This is a genomic window from Streptomyces sp. IBSBF 2435, assembly GCF_036815005.1.
GTDB lineage: Bacteria > Actinomycetota > Actinomycetes > Streptomycetales > Streptomycetaceae > Actinacidiphila.
Genome location: NZ_JAJSYW010000010.1, coordinates 1 through 15747, shown reverse-complemented (window position 1 = coordinate 15747; position 15747 = coordinate 1). Strand labels below are relative to the sequence as shown.

The 15747-nt window shown below is 73.3% G+C and carries 14 protein-coding genes; 8 read left to right on the top strand and 6 right to left on the bottom strand.

Features of this window, described 5'->3' with window-relative positions; all coding sequences use genetic code 11:
• The first annotated feature begins 220 nt into the window (after nt 1–220).
• Nucleotides 221–634, top strand: a complete 414-nt coding sequence (locus V7E46_RS03615; protein ID WP_333767027.1) for a winged helix-turn-helix transcriptional regulator — start codon at nt 221–223, stop codon at nt 632–634.
• Between the two features lie 345 nt (nt 635–979).
• Here V7E46_RS03615 and V7E46_RS03610 read toward each other — a convergent pair whose 3' ends face one another.
• Both V7E46_RS03610 and V7E46_RS03605 read right to left on the bottom strand, forming a co-directional pair.
• Complete coding sequence (locus V7E46_RS03610) at nt 980–1606, bottom strand: RraA family protein (protein ID WP_333767026.1); 627 nt, start codon at nt 1604–1606, stop codon at nt 980–982.
• A 209-nt stretch (nt 1607–1815) separates the two neighbouring features.
• On the bottom strand, nt 1816–3876 hold the full coding sequence (locus V7E46_RS03605) for a phosphocholine-specific phospholipase C (protein ID WP_333767025.1): 2061 nt from the start codon (nt 3874–3876) through the stop codon (nt 1816–1818).
• 295 nt (nt 3877–4171) lie between these two features.
• On the opposite strand from V7E46_RS03605, the gene V7E46_RS03600 reads away from it, so the two are divergent.
• Nucleotides 4172–5770, top strand: a complete 1599-nt coding sequence (locus V7E46_RS03600) for a purple acid phosphatase family protein (RefSeq protein ID WP_333767024.1) — start codon at nt 4172–4174, stop codon at nt 5768–5770.
• A gap of 214 nt (nt 5771–5984) precedes the next feature.
• Nucleotides 5985–6653 (top strand): pyridoxamine 5'-phosphate oxidase family protein, encoded by a 669-nt coding sequence (locus V7E46_RS03595; RefSeq protein WP_333767023.1) that lies wholly within the window; start codon nt 5985–5987, stop codon nt 6651–6653.
• Nucleotides 6654–6674: 21 nt separating this feature from the next.
• On the opposite strand, the gene V7E46_RS03590 is transcribed toward V7E46_RS03595, so the two are convergent.
• The gene (locus tag V7E46_RS03590; protein ID WP_333767022.1) at nt 6675–7403 is read right to left on the bottom strand and encodes a class I SAM-dependent methyltransferase; all 729 of its coding nucleotides are present in this window, start codon (nt 7401–7403) and stop codon (nt 6675–6677) included.
• Nucleotides 7404–7667: 264 nt separating this feature from the next.
• Between V7E46_RS03590 and V7E46_RS03585 the strand changes: the two genes are divergently transcribed.
• Both V7E46_RS03585 and V7E46_RS03580 read left to right on the top strand, forming a co-directional pair.
• Nucleotides 7668–9137, top strand: a complete 1470-nt coding sequence (locus tag V7E46_RS03585; protein ID WP_333767021.1) for an MFS transporter — start codon at nt 7668–7670, stop codon at nt 9135–9137.
• 42 nt (nt 9138–9179) lie between these two features.
• Nucleotides 9180–9872 (top strand): TetR/AcrR family transcriptional regulator, encoded by a 693-nt coding sequence (locus V7E46_RS03580; protein ID WP_333767020.1) that lies wholly within the window; start codon nt 9180–9182, stop codon nt 9870–9872.
• A gap of 428 nt (nt 9873–10300) precedes the next feature.
• On the opposite strand, the gene ykgO is transcribed toward V7E46_RS03580, so the two are convergent.
• The gene (ykgO, locus tag V7E46_RS03575; RefSeq protein WP_033172643.1) at nt 10301–10423 is read right to left on the bottom strand and encodes a type B 50S ribosomal protein L36; all 123 of its coding nucleotides are present in this window, start codon (nt 10421–10423) and stop codon (nt 10301–10303) included.
• Between the two features lie 108 nt (nt 10424–10531).
• Here ykgO and V7E46_RS03570 point away from each other — a divergent pair, with 108 nt between their 5' ends.
• Together V7E46_RS03570 and V7E46_RS03565 are read left to right on the top strand one after the other, a co-directional pair.
• Nucleotides 10532–10789 carry a hypothetical protein gene (locus tag V7E46_RS03570; RefSeq protein WP_333767019.1) on the top strand — a complete coding sequence of 86 codons (258 nt, stop codon included), beginning with the start codon at nt 10532–10534 and terminating at the stop codon, nt 10787–10789.
• A 226-nt stretch (nt 10790–11015) separates the two neighbouring features.
• On the top strand, nt 11016–11966 hold the full coding sequence (locus V7E46_RS03565; protein WP_333767018.1) for a GNAT family N-acetyltransferase: 951 nt from the start codon (nt 11016–11018) through the stop codon (nt 11964–11966).
• Between the two features lie 11 nt (nt 11967–11977).
• Here the strand turns inward: V7E46_RS03565 and V7E46_RS03560 are convergent, their stop codons facing one another.
• Nucleotides 11978–12895: a LysR family transcriptional regulator ArgP gene (locus V7E46_RS03560; RefSeq protein WP_333767072.1), complete on the bottom strand. Its 918-nt coding sequence runs from the start codon at nt 12893–12895 to the stop codon at nt 11978–11980.
• Between the two features lie 69 nt (nt 12896–12964).
• Here V7E46_RS03560 and V7E46_RS03555 point away from each other — a divergent pair, with 69 nt between their 5' ends.
• The gene (locus tag V7E46_RS03555; RefSeq protein WP_329171856.1) at nt 12965–13576 is read left to right on the top strand and encodes a LysE/ArgO family amino acid transporter; all 612 of its coding nucleotides are present in this window, start codon (nt 12965–12967) and stop codon (nt 13574–13576) included.
• A 19-nt stretch (nt 13577–13595) separates the two neighbouring features.
• Here the strand turns inward: V7E46_RS03555 and V7E46_RS03550 are convergent, their stop codons facing one another.
• The gene (locus tag V7E46_RS03550; protein ID WP_333767017.1) at nt 13596–15677 is read right to left on the bottom strand and encodes a SpoIIE family protein phosphatase; all 2082 of its coding nucleotides are present in this window, start codon (nt 15675–15677) and stop codon (nt 13596–13598) included.
• Nucleotides 15678–15747: the final 70 nt, after the last annotated feature.

Below are 15747 nucleotides of genomic sequence, written 5' to 3'. Positions count from 1 at the left end.
GCGCTGGATCGAGGGCAGCGCCACGTTCACGATCGTGACGTCGAGGTAGACCACCGACTGCGCCCCGCAGAGGAAGGCCAGGACCAGGCCCGGTCGTTCGGTGACCGGAGCGCGGGAGGAACGGCTGCGCTGGGAAGCGGCGGCGGTTGTCATGCCGCGAAGCCGGCAGCGCGAATATAGTAGGTACCTAGAGGATAGTGACTAATCCGGAGGCGCCGCCATGGCCGACACCGCTCCCGTTCTCGGCCGCCCCACGGGCAGAAGGGCGGCGAAGGTCCACGCCGAGCCCTGTCCGGTCAGCCCGGTGGTCGACCTGGTCTTCAGCCGCTGGACGACGCCGATCCTGTGGCTGCTCAACGAGTTCGGGCGGCAGCGCTTCGTGGAGCTGGAGCGCCGGATCGGCACCATCACCCCGAAGGTGCTGACCCAGCGGCTGCGGCAGATGGAGCGCGACGGCCTGGTCGTCCGCACGTACCACCCGGAGGTGCCGCCGCGGGTGGAGTACGAGATCAGCGAGCTGGGCCTGAGCCTGGCACCGCTCTTCCAGCACCTGGTCGAGTGGTCGCGCGCCCACCTCGACGAGGTCGCGGCGGCCCGGACCGACTACGACGACCGCGGCCAGCCGATGCCCTGAACGGGACCACTCGGCCCGGGCGCTCGGCCCCCGGCCGGCGGAGCGGCCCAACCCGCCCCCGTCTCAGGGCAGTCGGCGTCTTGCGGACAGCACCCACGGCAGGTCCGCCTTACCGACCGCGCCCGGGGATGCAGCGCGGAGAGGCCACGCCCATGGACGCCGCAGACGTACCGCGGACGGCTCGTGCTGCCCGCGGTACGGCCCGGCGCGCAACGGCCGGCCGTCAGGCGACCGCTTCCGGAGCCGCCGGGCAGCCGCGGCCGAGCGGCGCCCCGCCGGCATGGCACGGGCGGAGAAAACGGTCGGCACCACCGCCCTCACCCTCACCCTCAGGGTGAGACCCGGTCAGTCCTGGTAGCCGTTGTCGGCCAGGATGCGGTCGATACGGGCGCGGTGCGCGGCCTCCCAGCCGTCGAGGCTCTCGCCGGCCTCCTTCGCCAGCTTCTTCCGGGCGTCGGCCAGCACCTGCGCCGCCCGGGCGGCCGGGACGACGGCGACGCCCTCCTCGTCGGCGACCACGATGTCGCCCGCGTGCACCTCGACGCCCCCGCAGCGCACCGGGCCGCCGTGCGGCACGACCACCGACTTCTCTCCCGGACAGGGGACGATGCCCCGCGCGAAGACCGGGAATCCCATCGCGCGGATCTCGCCGAGGTCGCGGATCACCCCGTCGATGACGAATCCGGCGATGCCCCGGCGGTGCGCGACCGCGCACACGTTGCCGCCGGCCACCGCGTGGTCCACGTCGCCGCCGGACTCCATGACGATCACCGAGCCGGGGGCCGCCCGGTATATCGCCGCGTGCAGCATGAGGTTGTCACCGGGCGGACAGCTCACGGTGAAGGCAGGTCCCGCGATCCGCGGCCCGGGCCCCCACAGCGGCCGTACGCCGGCGTCCAGGACCTGGCCGCGCCCCAGCACATCGGCGAGGGTGGTCGGGGGGATGTCCCGGAATTCGTTCGCGTCGTCCATGCTCACCCTTCGTCCGTGCCCCTGACCAGGGCAGCTTCGTTCGCACGCTACCCGACGGCCGGCGCCGCCCCCGCTGGGGACTTGTTACCGTTCCGCTGTGAGGCGATCGCGTACCGGGGCGGAGGCGGCACACGGGGGTACCGCCGGCCCGCTTCGGGCGGCGCGGCACGTAGGGCCCGCGCCGCCCTGGGCCCGGGACGGCGCCCGGGTCAGCCGGTGGCGATGGCCGGGTCGCTCACCCCGGGCCTGCCGTTCTCCACGTGCCCGGCCAGCCGCCGCAGATAGCCGGGGTCGTGGTCGGCGGTCACGGCGAGGTCGTACCAGCGCCTGCTGCGGCCGAGGTCGACGGCGTGCGTCTCGCGGCGGCCCGCGCGGACGGTGTACGCCGTGCGGTGGCCGTCGTAGGAGTTGCGGACGGTGAGGCGGACGTCCTGGGAGCCCGGGTTGGTGAAGGTCAGCTCGATCCGTCCGGCGGCGGCGTCGTGGCGGGCGGCCACCTCGGGTTCCGCGTGGGCCGCGGAGCCCTTGAAGGTGCGCAGGAAACCGGCCGGGCCGTACGCCGTCAGGTCGTACGCGCCGCCCTGGGCGGTGGTGTCCCAGCTGCCGGAGAGCTTCTTGCCGGCCTCGGCGGTGTAGGTCCACGGGCCGTCGGTGCGGCCCGCGGCGGTCACGTGGAAGCACACGCCGGCGGCCACCCCGCCGCCGAAGGTGAGGGTGACGCGTTTGTTGGAGGGTGTCACGGCCGCGTCGACCTGCGGAGCGTACGGCAGCGGGCGGGTGGGGCGGCTGCCCTTCTCCTGCACCGGCAGGGCGGGGTGGGCGGGCGGCACCGGCACATAGCTGTCGTGCCGGTCGCGGTCGGGCGGCTGGTAGGCGTCGGTGTCGGGCAGCGGCGCCGGCCTGCCGTGCGTGAGGCCGAAGTCGAAGGCGGAGGTGAGGTCGCCGCAGACCGCCCGCCGCCACGGCGAGATGTTCGGCTCGCGCACCCCGAAGCGGCGTTCCATGAAGCGCACGATCGAGGTGTGGTCGAAGACCTCGGAGCAGACGTAGCCGCCGGTGCTCCACGGGGAGACCACCGTCATCGGCACCCGCTGGCCCAGCCCGTAGGGACCGGCCGCGTAGGTGCCGTTGCCCTCGAAGACCTCCAGGTCGGTGCTGACGGTGGAGGCGCCGCGGTGCTCGGCCGGCGGTGCGAACGGCGGCACGACGTGGTCGAAGTAGCCGTCGTTCTCGTCGTAGGTGATGAACAGCGCGGTCCTGCTCCACACCCCGGGGTCGGAGGTGAGCGCGTCGAGGACCTGCGAGATGTACCAGGCGCCGTAGTTGGCGGGCCAGTTGGGGTGTTCGGAGAAGGCCTCGGGTGCGGCGATCCAGGAGATCTGCGGCAGCCGGCCCGCCGTGACGTCGGCCTTGAGGACGTCGAAGAGGCCGTCGCCCGCCTTTGCGTCGGTGCCGGTGCGGGCCTTGTCGTAGAGCGGGTCGCCGGGCTGGGCGTTGCGGTAGTTGTCGAAGTACAGCAGCGAGTTGTCGCCGTAGTTGCCGCGGTAGGCGTCCGGGATCCAGCCCCAGGAGTTGGCGGCGTCCAGGCCGTCGCCGATGTCCTGGTAGACCTTCCAGGACACGCCGGCCTTCTCCAGCCGCTCGGGGTAGGTGGTCCAGGAGTAGCCGAGTTCGGAGTTGTCCAGGACCGGGCCCGCACCCTTTCCGTCGTTGCCCGTCCAGCCCGACCACATGTAGTAGCGGTTGGGGTCGGTGCCGCCGATGAACGAGCAGTGGTAGGCGTCGCAGATGGTGAAGGCGTCGGCGAGCGCGTAGTGGAACGGGATGTCGTCCCGGGTCAGATAGGCCATCGTGCCCGCCGACTTGGCGGGGATCCAGCGGTCGTACCGGCCGTCGTTGAAGGCGGCGTGGCTGCCGGTCCACTCGTGGTTCAGACCCTCGATGAACTGCAGGCCCAGGTCCTTCGCGTCCGGGTGGTACGGAAGGACGTCCTTGCCGCTGCCGTCCGGCTGGTACCAGACCGGTCTGCCGTTCGCGAGCCGCACCGGTCGCGGGTCGCCGAAGCCGCGCACTCCGCGCAGCGAGCCGAAGTAGTGGTCGAACGACCGGTTCTCCTGCATCAGGACGACGATGTGGTCGACGTCCTTGATGGTGCCGGTGCGGCGTCCTGCCGGGATCGCGGCGGCGCGGCTGATGCTGCTGGACAGGGCGGTGAAGCCCGCGGTGGCGCCGGCGATCTGCAGGAAGCGCCGCCGGGTGGGTTCGGCCATGGCTCGGAGTACCTCTTCGCAAGGGGAGGGTGCGGGGGCGTGAAGGGTGATCCCCACAGCAGCGACCGCAGGCGACCTGGCCGTGTCGCCGGAGTGACAGCCCGCGGTACGCATCACGAACAGCCATGCCCGGTACGGGAGATGCGGAATCGCGGGGCCGGCGGGCGGGGCCGGCCCGGGCGGTCGCCGGCCCCCGCCGTCTTCCGACGTGATGCGGACAGGCGGTGTTCAACTGGCCGTCGCCGGGGGGCGCGAGTCTTCACGCATATCGCAGCCCATGCACCAAGGAGCAACGATGGTCGCACAGATGGACACACCGGAGCCGTCGGGAGACCGCCTCAGCCGGCGCACCGCGGTCGGCCTGCTCGGCACCGCGGGAGTCGGCGCGGTCACCGTGCCGCTGCTGAGCGCGGCTCCCGCCGCGGCGGCACCGGCCGGGGCGCCCGCCTTCCACCCCACCCCCGACGCGAGCGGCGCCCCGCCCGTACAGGGCCTGCATCTGACCTTCGGCAAGGACCCGGCCACGCAGATGGCGGTGTCCTGGCTCACCGACGGGCCGGTCAAGCGCCCCCGGGTGCTGTACGGCACGCTCGGCCACGGTCTCGGCTCGGGCGCGTCGGCGCAGACCCGGGTGTACACCGACGGCACGTCGGGCCGGGTGGTGTACGTCCACCACGCCCTGATCAGCGGGCTGCGCCCCGGCACCGACTACCTCTACCTGGTCTCGCACGACGGTGCCACGCCGGACAGCGGCACCTTCCGCACCGCGCCGCGCGGCCGTCAGCCGGTGACCTTCACCAGCTTCGGCGACCAGTCAGCCCCGCAGGTGACCTGGGCCAGCGACGGGACGGCGGCCTTCGACGCGAACTCCACCCCGGCCACCAAGGACATCGTGACCGGCATCGAGCAGGTAGCGCCGCTCTTCCACCTGCTCAACGGCGACCTGTGCTACGCCAACCTGGACGTGGACCGGGTGCGTACCTGGAACAACTTCTTCACCAACAACACGCGCTCGGCGCGCTTCCGGCCGTGGATGCCCGCCGCGGGCAACCACGAGATCGAGTCGGGAAACGGCCCGATCGGCCTGGGCGCGTACCAGACCTACTTCGACCTGCCGTCGACCGAGTCCGACGACGAACTCGCGGGCCTGTGGTACGCGTTCACCGCGGGCTCGGTGCGGGTGATCGTGCTGCAGAACGACGACATCGCGCTCCAGGACGGCGGCGACGTCTATGTGCACGGCTACTCCGGCGGACGCCAGCGCGCCTTCCTGGAACGGGAGCTGAAGGCGGCCCGGCGGGACACCGGCATCGACTGGATCGTCGTGGCGATGCACCAGGTGATGATCAGCTCCTCCGACGCCAACGGCGCCGACCTGGGGCTGCGCGCCGCCTACGGCCCGCTGTTCGACCGCTACCAGGTGGACCTCGTGGTGTGCGGCCACGAGCACAACTACGAGCGGTCGCTCGCGGTGCGCGGGGTCGTCGGCGGCAGCGAGACGCTGACCCCGAACCCGGCGTCGGCCAGGACCGACGACATCGACACCGGCCTGGGCACCGTCCACATGGTGCTGGGCGGCGGCGGTGTCTCGGGCACCACCAACCAGTCCTTCTTCAAGGACGGCACCGCGAAGGTGATCACCGCCGTGGCCGCCACCCGCCCCGAGGGCGGCAAGCGGGCCGCGACGTACGTCAAGGAGCAGGCGGTGTGGACGGGCGTGCGCGACATCGAGCACCCGTACGGCTTCGCCGCCTTCACCGTGGACCCGGGCCGCTTCCCCGGCGACACCACCAGGATGCACGTCACCTACTACAACGTGAACAAGCCGCACGGCGAGCTGTCGGTCTTCGAGAAGTTCACCCTGCACCGCAAGCGGTCGGACGGCCGCCACTGACCGGGGCCGGGTGACCACGGACGGTCCGCGGGATGTCCTCCGCGGGCCGTTCCCGCGACGGCCGGCGGGCCGCGAAGTGCCCGGCGGCCGGTGCGCGACGCACCAACCGGGCCGATAAAGCCGCGCCGCCGCGTGGCGCCGGGGCGCCTCCTGCGGGACTCTGGAGGTACGGGCTGACATCCTGCCCGGACGCGGGCGGAGGGAGGGTCCTCCAATGGCCGGTCGTACGAGCACCGACGGACACCGGGCCGACCGGGATCCGATCGTGCGGCGCATCGCGGAGCGCCGCGCGCAGCTGGGCCTGAGCGAGAGCGCGCTGTCGACCCGCGCCGCCATGTCACCCCGCTATCTGCAGCACCTGCTGGACACCGGTCCCGGTTTCGACCCCGGCGGACTGCTTCGGGTCGCCGCCGCGCTCGACCTGACCTACCAGGAACTGCTGGAGGGCCGCGGTGCCCCGCCGCCGGGCCAGCCCGGCCGGGGACCCCGGCCGGTGCTGGAGCAGCTGACCGCGGCCGAATGCTGGGACAAGCTCGGCACCCACGGTGTGGGCCGGGTCGCCGTGCCGGTCCAGCCCGGTCCCGCGGTGCTCCCGGTGAATTACACGGTGGACGATGGAGCGATCGTCTACCGGACCTCCCCCGGGGACGCGGCGGCGCCCGCGCCGGGTGAGGCGGTGTCCTTCCAGGTGGACCGGGTGGACGACCACCTGAGCCGGGGCTGGAGCGTCCTGCTCACCGGCATCGCGGACCGGATCGAGGACCCCGCGCAGATCGAGCGGCTCGCCGCGCGCGCCCCCGAGCCGTGGGCGGGCGGCGACCGGGCGGTGTGGATACGGATCCGGCCGGGCAGGGTGACCGGGCGCACCGTCGACACCAGGTGAAGGCCGTGCCGCCCGGCGCGCTCAGCTTCTGCGGGCCAGCACCAGGGCGGCCCGCGGGCTGCCGTCCTTACGGCGGCCGAAGCCGCCGAGCGCGGTGACCTCCACCTCGAAGCCGGCCGCCGCCAGGTCCTCGCGCACCGCGGAGAGCGGGAAGGTGCGGTAGTACATCACGAAGGGCGGGCGCCACAGCGCGTTGCGCACCCGCATGGCGCCGTCGAAGCCGGCCATCGCCCAGTACCAGGGCGAGGTGACCGGCGGCGGCGCGCCGACCGGGAAGGCGAACAGGCCGCCGGGGCGCAGCGCCCGGTGCACCTGGGCGAAGAGCCCGGGGCGCTCGGCGGGCAGGAAGTGCCCGAAGGCGCCGAAGCTCACCGCCAGGTCGAAGGCCGCGTCGAAGGGCAGCGCGCGGGCGTCGGCCCGCACCCACTGCGGCGCCGGTCCCCCCGCGGCCGGCCCGGCGTCCCCGGCCGCCCGCGCCAGCATCCCGGCGCTGAAGTCGACGCCGGTCAGCCGCTTGCGGCACAGCGGGGCGAGCGCCCGCAGCCCCGCGCCCGTACCGCAGCACAGGTCGAGCCCTGCGTCGAAGGGTCCGAACGGTGCGAGCGCGGCGGCGGTCGCGTCGAGGAAGCGGTCGGGCGTACGGAAAGGGGTGTGGTCGAACGTCGGCGCGAGCAGGTCGTAGCCGCGGTCCACGGAGGACAGCGCCTGGACGGCCAGCTCGCGCAGTGCGGGTCCCTCGGGTGAGAACACCCGCTCAGGATAGGCCGACCGCCCGCGGCCGTTCAGGGCGTCGCGGGGAGCGCGGACGGCCGGAGCCCTCCGACTGCCTCGGAAAGCGGGCCGCGCCGGACCGGGCGCAAAGGCTCAGGTCATGTCCGGTGTGCGCGGGCGCCCGGAAAATTCCCGAGTCGGGTGTGCGGTTTCCCTCATCGTCATGAAACGGAATCATCATTCCTGATCCCTTATCCTGAGTTCCGGAATGATCGTTCCGTTTCATCTTTCTGAAGGAGTTCCATGGCGTCCGAGGCCCGGCGCACACACCACCAGGTCACGTTCGCGGTCCTTGCGGCCGGTGTGAGCGCGTACGCGCTGCTCCAGTCCCTGGTCACCCCGGTACTGCCGACGATCCAGGCCGACCTGCACACCACCCAGAACACCGTGACCTGGGTGCTGACCGCCTATCTGCTGTCCGCCTCGATATTCACGCCGATCATGGGCCGGGTGGGCGACATGATCGGCAAGGAACGCGTCTTCGTCGCGACGCTCATCGCCCTGGCCGCCGGGTCGCTGCTCGCGGCCCTGGCGACCAATGTGACGGTGATGATCATCGCCCGGGCGATCCAGGGCATCGGCGGCGGCGTCCTGCCACTGGCGTTCGGCATCATCCGCGACGAATTCCCGCGCGACAAGCTCAACGGGGCGGTCGGCATGATCGCCTCGATCCTCGCGGTCGGCGGCGGCCTGGGCATCGTGCTCGCGGGACCGATCGTCAACGCGCTGGACTACCACTGGCTGTTCTGGCTGCCGATGATCCTCACGCTGATCTCGGCGGTGGCGGCCCACTTCATCGTCCCCGAGTCGCCGATGCGCACGCCGGGCCGGATCAGCTGGGCGCCCGCGGTGCTGCTGTCCGCCTGGCTGGTGGCCCTGCTCGTCGCGCTCAGCCAGGCCCCGGTGTGGGGCTGGGGCTCGGGCAAGGTGCTCGGCCTGATCGCCGCGGCCGTGGTGCTCGCGGTGGGCTGGGTGCTGGTCGAGCTGCGGTCGGTGACCCCGCTGATCGACATGAAGATGATGGCCCGCCCCGCGGTGTGGACCAACAACCTGGTGGCGCTGCTGGTCGGCGTCGGAATGTACGCGGTCTTCGCCTTCCTGCCGGAATTCGTGCAGACTCCGAAGTCCACCGGCTACGGCTTCGGCGCGAGCATCACCCAGTCCGGGCTGATCCTGCTGCCGATGTCGGTGGCGATGTTCATGGTCGGCCTCGGTGCGAACGGCCTGGCCAACCGCATCGGCGGCAAGAAGGTCGTGCTGATGGGCTCGCTGATCGGCGCCGTGTCGATGGCGCTGCTGGCCTTCGCCCACACCAGCACCTGGGAGCTGTACGTGGCCACCGCCATCATGGGCGCCGGCTTCGGACTGACCTTCGCCGCGATGTCCAGCCTGATCGTCAGCGCGGTCCCGCCCGCGCAGACCGGCGTGGCCAGCGGCATGAACGCCAACATCCGTACCATCGGCGGCTCCATCGGTGCCGCGCTGATGGCCAGTGTCGTCACCGCGAGCCCTGCCGCGGACGGCCTGCCGAAGGAGTCCGGCTATACCAACGGCTTCGCCATGCTGGGCGGCGCCATGGTGGTCGCGGCCATCGCGGCGACGCTGATCCCGGTCGGCCGGCGCACCAGCCGGATCGACTTCGCCGACGAGCCGCAGCACCCGGAGCTGGCGCTGATCCCCGGGGGTACCGTCGTAGGGGACAAACCGGAATGAGCCGGGAAGCGGCGGGTATCGGGCGGGAGTGAGTGAGCGACGATGACTGGACACGCGCGCCCGGCGGTACCGGCGCCGGCGCCAGGGCCCGCGGCGGCCGAGCAGGACCCGCCCGCCCGGCCGCTCCGGCGGGACGCGGTACGCAACCACCAGCTGGTGATCGACGCGGCGCGGGAGGTGCTCTCCGAGTTCGGCACCGACGCCAGCATGGAGCTGATCGCCTCGCGCGCCGGTGTCGGCGTCGGCACGGTCTACCGGCGCTTCCCCAACAAGGAGGCGCTGGTCGACGAGATCGCCGGGCTGATGCTGAGCGAACTCACCGAGGTGGCCAGGCGGTCGCTCGCCCTGCCCGACGGGTCGGGCCTGGAAGCCTTCCTGCGGGTCATCGGCCGCTCGCTGAGCAAGCACCGCGGCTACGCCGACAAGCTCGTCGGCCACTCCAAGACGGCCTGCGTGGAGGTGCTGCGCGACCGGATCACCGAACTCCTGGTCCAGGCGCAGAAGTCGGGGCGGGTCGCGCCCGGCGTCGAGCTGGGCGACGTCATGGCGCTGATCTGGGGCCTGCGCGGCATCGTCGAGACCAGCGGGGCCGTCGTACCGGACGCCTGGCAGCGGCAGTTGGACATCCAGCTGGCGGGCCTGCGCTCGGTGGCGGTGCCGCAGGACGGGCCGCCCGCGGTGACGCGGGCGCAGTTGCGGCTGATCGGTGCCGGGGGCACGTCCCCGCGGGCGTGACGGCCGCTTCCCCGGCGGGCGTCGGGGGCGGCCAGAGCCGGGGGCGACCGGACTCGCGGCGGCAATCCCACTATTCACTTCAGGTGGTCTGGACCTCAGTCGCCTCGGCACGGCATAGTGGACTGCGCAAGATCAACGGCTGCTCAGGAGCCGGGTGATCCGCGTCGGCCCGGGCGCCGCGGTGATCCGTCACCGACCCCCGTCTGCGGTGTCGCGCGCCGAACACCCGGCGCGCGGCCGCGGCGGTCAGGGGGCCTTCCGGCATCGCACCGGCGCCACATGCCGGTGCGATGCCGTGGCAGCGGTCCAGGGCGCGGCGAGCCGCCGCAGCAGTGGGATTCCGCGGATCGCACCGGTCGGGGCTGCCGTGCTGCGGCCCCGACGCGGGGCGTCAGGGCCGAGCGGCGCTGCCACGGTCTGCGGGCCGGTCAGCCCTGGCGGGCCTTGGAGCGCGGGTCCTTGCGGTTGATCACGTAGACCTTGCCGCGCCGGCGCACGATCTGGGCGCCCGGACGGTTCTTCAACGACCGCAGCGAATTGCGTACTTTCATGGGGGCGCCTTTCTCTTCGTGTACTCGTCATAATCGGTTGTGCACGGACCACAACGGCAGCGCCCCCGCATTCATTCCGCGCGGCGCGTCCCGCACGGAGGAGACGGCATGAGCGACGAGCCTTCGCACCACGAGGAGCCGGACTTCTCACCGGGTTTCTCCAGCCCGGACTTCTCCAGTCCCGACTTCAGCGGACCCGGCTCCACGATCGGCGACTACACCCCGCCCGACTACGTCGTCCCGCCCTTCGAGGGCCCGGACTACGAGGCCGAGGACGCCGACGACCTCGTCCCCGACGAGGCGGGCTTCTCAAGTCCGGGGTTTTCCAGCCCGGACTTCACGACGCCGGGCGCGATGGGGGAATAGGCCCGCTACGGGCCGGGGTCCGCCCCGGCCCGGTGCGAGCCGCCCGCGGGTACGGTCGGCCGCGGGCGTACGCCCCCGGCGGCGCGGGACGGGCCGGCCGACGGCCCGCCGGCCGCACAAATGCCTCGCGCCACGGACGGTCGCGGTGTTGACTGCCGCAGTGCCCGCAGCACCCCGTGTGCGCGGGGCACCACGACCCGACCCCCCTGCCCGCGGAGCGAACAGCTTGACCCTGGCGAAGAACGACCTGACCGTGCGCCCGATCGCCGGGCCGGAAGAACTCGGCCTCTTCTCGCGACTGCCCTACGTCCTCAACGACGAACTGGCCGACGACCTCGCCCAGGGCCGCCGTCGCCCCGAGTGGATGTGGGTCGCCCTGCGCGGCGGGCGCCTGCTGGCCAGGGCCGCCTGGTGGAGCCGTACAGGCGAGCGCGACCCGCTCTTCCTCGACGTCCTCGACCTGGACGACAGCGCCGCCGACCCCGACCTGCTGGACGTCGCCGAACACCTGGTGCGCGCCGCCACGGCGAAGGTCGTCCCGGCCGGCTCCCGGCCGCCGGAGTACAACCGCTTCGTCCCGGCCGACTGGCGGGACCATCCCGCGGCCACGCGGGCCGTCGAGGACCGCATGGCGGTGCTGGAGCGGACCGGTGCCCGGCTCCTGGTCGAGCGGCTGCGGCTGGAGTGGCGCCCGGGCACACCGGTCCCCGCGCCCGGCGGCCGGCTCGCCTTCCGGCGGGTGCGGGACGCCGAGGAGATCGTCACCCTGATGACCGCGGTGCTCGACGGCACGCTCGACGCCCACAGCCGCGCCGACCTCGCCGCGATGACGCCCCGCGAGGCGGCGCTCACCCACTACGAGGGCGAACTCGCGCTGTACACCAGCCCGCGCGACTGGTGGCGGATCGCGACGCTGCCGGGTGGCGACCCCGTCGGCTTCGTCGTCCCCGCCCGCAACAGCTACCACCCGGTCATCGCCTATATCGGCGTCCTGCCCGCGCACCGCGGCAAGGGCTGCGTCGACGACCTGCTGGCCGAGGGCACACGGATCCTCGCCGCCCACGACTCCCCCCGTATCCGGGCGGCCACCGACCTGGGCAACGTGCCGATGGCCCGCGCCTTCGAGCGCGCCGGTTACGTGAATTTCGAGCGCACCGTCACGATGACCTGGCCCTGACCGCCCGCGGCTCACCGGCGCCGCGGCGGCCCCTGGGCCAGGGCCTCGGCGGCGGCGCGGGCGACGGCGGTGGCGAGGGCGGCCAGCGGCGGGGAGTCGAGCTTCCACTGCTGCCAGTGGAGGGGCACGTCCATGGCGTGCCCCTCGGCGAGGTCGACCAGGGTGCCGCCGGCGCGGTGCGGGCCGGTCTGGATGTCGGGGAGCATGCCCCAGCCGAGGCCGGCGGCGACGGCGGCGACGAAGGACTCGGACGAGGGCACGTAGTGGCGGGGCTGGCCCGCGGTGGGGCGGCCAGGTGCGAGGGCGCGCAGGAAGCCGTCCTGGATGTCGTCCTTGCGGTCGAAGACCACCACGGGCGCGGCGGGCAGCAGTTCGGCCAGCGGGCCGTGCGCGAGGTGGCGGGCGGCGAAGGCGGGGGTCGCGCAGGCGCGGTAGGTCATCAGGCCGAGCGGGCGTACGGAGCAGCCCTGCACGGGCTCGGGCGAGGAGGTGACGGCGGCCATCACCCGGCCCTGGCGCAGCAGCAGCGCGGTGTGGTCCTGGTCGTCGCGGTGCAGGTCGAAGCAGACGTCGAGGGTACGCGCGGTCTCGGTGAGCGCGGGCAGGAACCAGGTGGCCAGCGAGTCCGCGTTGACCGCGACCGCCAGGGTGGTCGGCCCGGCGGCGGTCAGGCCCAGTTCGGCCGCCGCGTCCTCCTCCAGCCGGGCCAATTGCCGCCCGAAGCGGACGACGACCTCGCCGGAGGCGGTCAGCCGTACCGGCTTGGAGCGCAGCAGCAGGACCCGCCCGGTGCGCTGTTCCAGGGCCTTGACCCGCTGGCTGACCGCGGAGGGCGTCACATGGAGGCGTTCCGCCGCCGCCTCGAAGGTGCCCTCGTCCACGGCGGCGAGCAGCGTACGGACCTGGTCCAGGGGCAGCCCGCTCGTCATCACGATCGCTAATCTTAGCTAAGAATCCTTAGCTGGACCGAAAGTACCAGCGCTTCCTAGCATCGGCCCATGAACACGGCGCTCCTCGCGGCCCTGGCCGGACTCGGCACCGGCATGTCACTCATCGTGGCGATCGGTGCGCAGAACGCCTTCGTCCTGCGCCAGGGCATACGCCGCGAGCACGTCGCCGCGGTGGTGGCGATCTGCGCGCTGTCCGACGCCGTCCTGATCGCGGCCGGCGTCAGCGGCATCGGCTCCGTGGCCGGGGCCTGGCCGTCCGCGGTCACCGTGACCGGCTGGATCGGCGGCGCCTTCCTGCTGTCGTACGGTCTGCTGGCCGCCCGCCGGGCGCTGCGGCCGGAGCGGCTGGAGGCGGCGGGCGCCGCGGGCGGCTCACTGCGGGCCGCGGTGCTCACCTGCCTGGCGATGACCTGGCTGAACCCGCATGTCTACCTCGACACCGTGCTGCTGCTCGGCTCGGTCGCCAACGGCTACGGCGGGGCGCGCTGGCCGTTCGGGGCCGGGGCGGTGGCCGCCAGCTTCGTGTGGTTCAGCGGTCTCGGCTTCGGCGCCCGGCTGCTGGAGCGGCCCTTCTCCCGGCCGGGTTCCTGGCGCGTGCTGGACGTGGTCATCGCCTGCACGATGATCACCCTGGGGGTGCTGATGGTGGCGCGGACCTGAGCGGTGCCGGCGGCGGCCGTCAGGCCGGGCGCTCGGCCCGCACCCGGCCCCCCGGGACCGGCCGGAAGCCGATCACGGCCGCGTCGTCGCGCCGGTCGGCGGCGGCGGCCAGCAGCCGGGCGCACAGCGTGGCCAGCGACACGCCCTGGCGGCGGGCCTGCTCGGCGTGCGCGGCCAGCGCGGCCATGCCCTCGCTCAGGTCGGTTCCCGGGACCTCGATCAGACCGTCGGTGTAGAGCAGCAGGGTCTCCCCCGGCCGCAGCTCGTGGTGCCAGGTGGTGCGGGCCATCCAGGGGGCCACGCACAGCGGCAGGTCGGGTCCGCCGCCTTCGAGGAATCGCGGCGTCCCCGCGGCGGACAGCAGCAGCGGCGGCGGGTGGCCCGCGTTGGACCAGGCCGCGTGCCAGCTGCCGCCGGGCAGCGGTTCCAGCCGGGCGTGCACGGCGGTGACCAGCGGCGCGATGTCCAGGCCCTCGGCGACCCGGTCGAGCCGCACCAGGCTCTCGGCCGGGGTGTTCTGCCGGGACCGGTCGAAGGCGATGACCCGCAGCATGCTGCGCAGCTGGCTCATCGAGGTGGCGGCCTCCAGGTCGTGGCCCGCGATGTCGCCGATGGTGAGGGTGACCGAGCCGTCCGGCAGCAGCAGCGAGTCGTACCAGTCGCCGCCGATCTCCGCGGTCCTGCTGGCCGGCTGGTAGTGCGCGGCGATCTCGGCACCGGGCACCCGGGGGGTGGGGGTGAGCAGCGCGCGCTGGAGGGTGAGCGCGGTGTGCCGGGTGCGCTGGAGTTCCATGGCCTGCCGCAGCGGGTCGCGCACCTCGCGCAGCACCTCGCCGAGCATCTGGAGGTCGGCGGGGCCGGGCGGCGGGCTGTCCGCGCAGGCGGCGGCGACGGCGAAGGCGACGACCGCCGTGTCGATCTCGACCGGCACCACGGTGATGCTGGTGGCGCGGGCCTCTCGCAGCCACGCGGCGGACAGGTCGGGCAGTACGCCGTCGGGCGGCTCGCCGGCGGGGAAGGTGAACAGCCGGGGGCGGCCGCTCTCGATGACCTGCCGGGTGATCGGGCCGACGGACGCCGGCCGGTGGCTCAGCGGGGGCAGTGGGGGCAGCCCCTCGCGGGCGCTGGAGGCGATTTGGGTGACGGTCAGGTCGCCGCCGGAGCCGGGCCCGCCCGCCGGTGACAGCAGGAAGACCCCGCACGCGTCGGTCAGCTCGGGCACCACCGCGTCGGTGACGGCGGCGAAGGCCTGCGGCACGTCGCTCGCCGCGATCACGGTCGCGACCTTGGCCAGCAGCTTCTCGCGCAGCCGGTTGCGCCACTGGTCCTCGACGTCCGCGGTGGTGCCGATCCACTCGACGGTGACCCCGTCGCGCACGATGGGCACCGCCCGGGACTGCACATGGCGGTGGAGACCGGCCGCGGTGCGCATCCGGAAGGTGCACACGAACGTCGAGGGGTCGCCCCCGGCCGCGTCCCGCCAGGTGTGCACCAGCCGGCCGCGGTCGTGCGGGTGGACCGCGGACAGCCAGTCCTGGTCGATCACCGGCCGCCACGGGATGCCGGTGAACTCCTCGAAGCCGCCGACCAGCTCCTGGATCTCACCGGTGGGCTGCATCAGCCAGACGATCTGGCTGACCGCGGACATCAGCGCCTCGTAGCGCTGCAGCGCCTGGTGCCGCTGCTCGGACAGCCGCTGCGCGTGCTCGGCGGCCGTCACCTGGGCGGTGGTGTCGATGGCCACCGCGAGCACGCCGGGACCGTGCCGGGACACCACGGGCGAGCAGCTGTAGACGAAGTGGCGGACGCCGGGCGCGCCGGGCGCGCTGCCGTCGGTGGTGCGGGGGGAGGTGACCTGGCGGGCGATGTGGCCGCGGAAGACCTCGTTGAGCATGGTGATGAAGGGGGCCGCGGCGGGTTCGTCGAACGCGTCGCGGGCCGGGACGCCGAGCCGGCGGGGGCCGAACAGCACGCGGAAGGCGTCGTTGTAGTAGACGAGCAGGTGCTCGTCGCCCGCGGTCATCGCGATGGGCACGATGGCACTGTCGAACACCTCGGGTTCGAGTTCGGGCACGCCCGCGTCGTGGCCGCTACGGCTCATCCTCCGATCATCCCGCGCGGCGGAGCGGGGGGCGCGCCGAAGCACCGCCGGGACGCCGGACCTCGGGGGG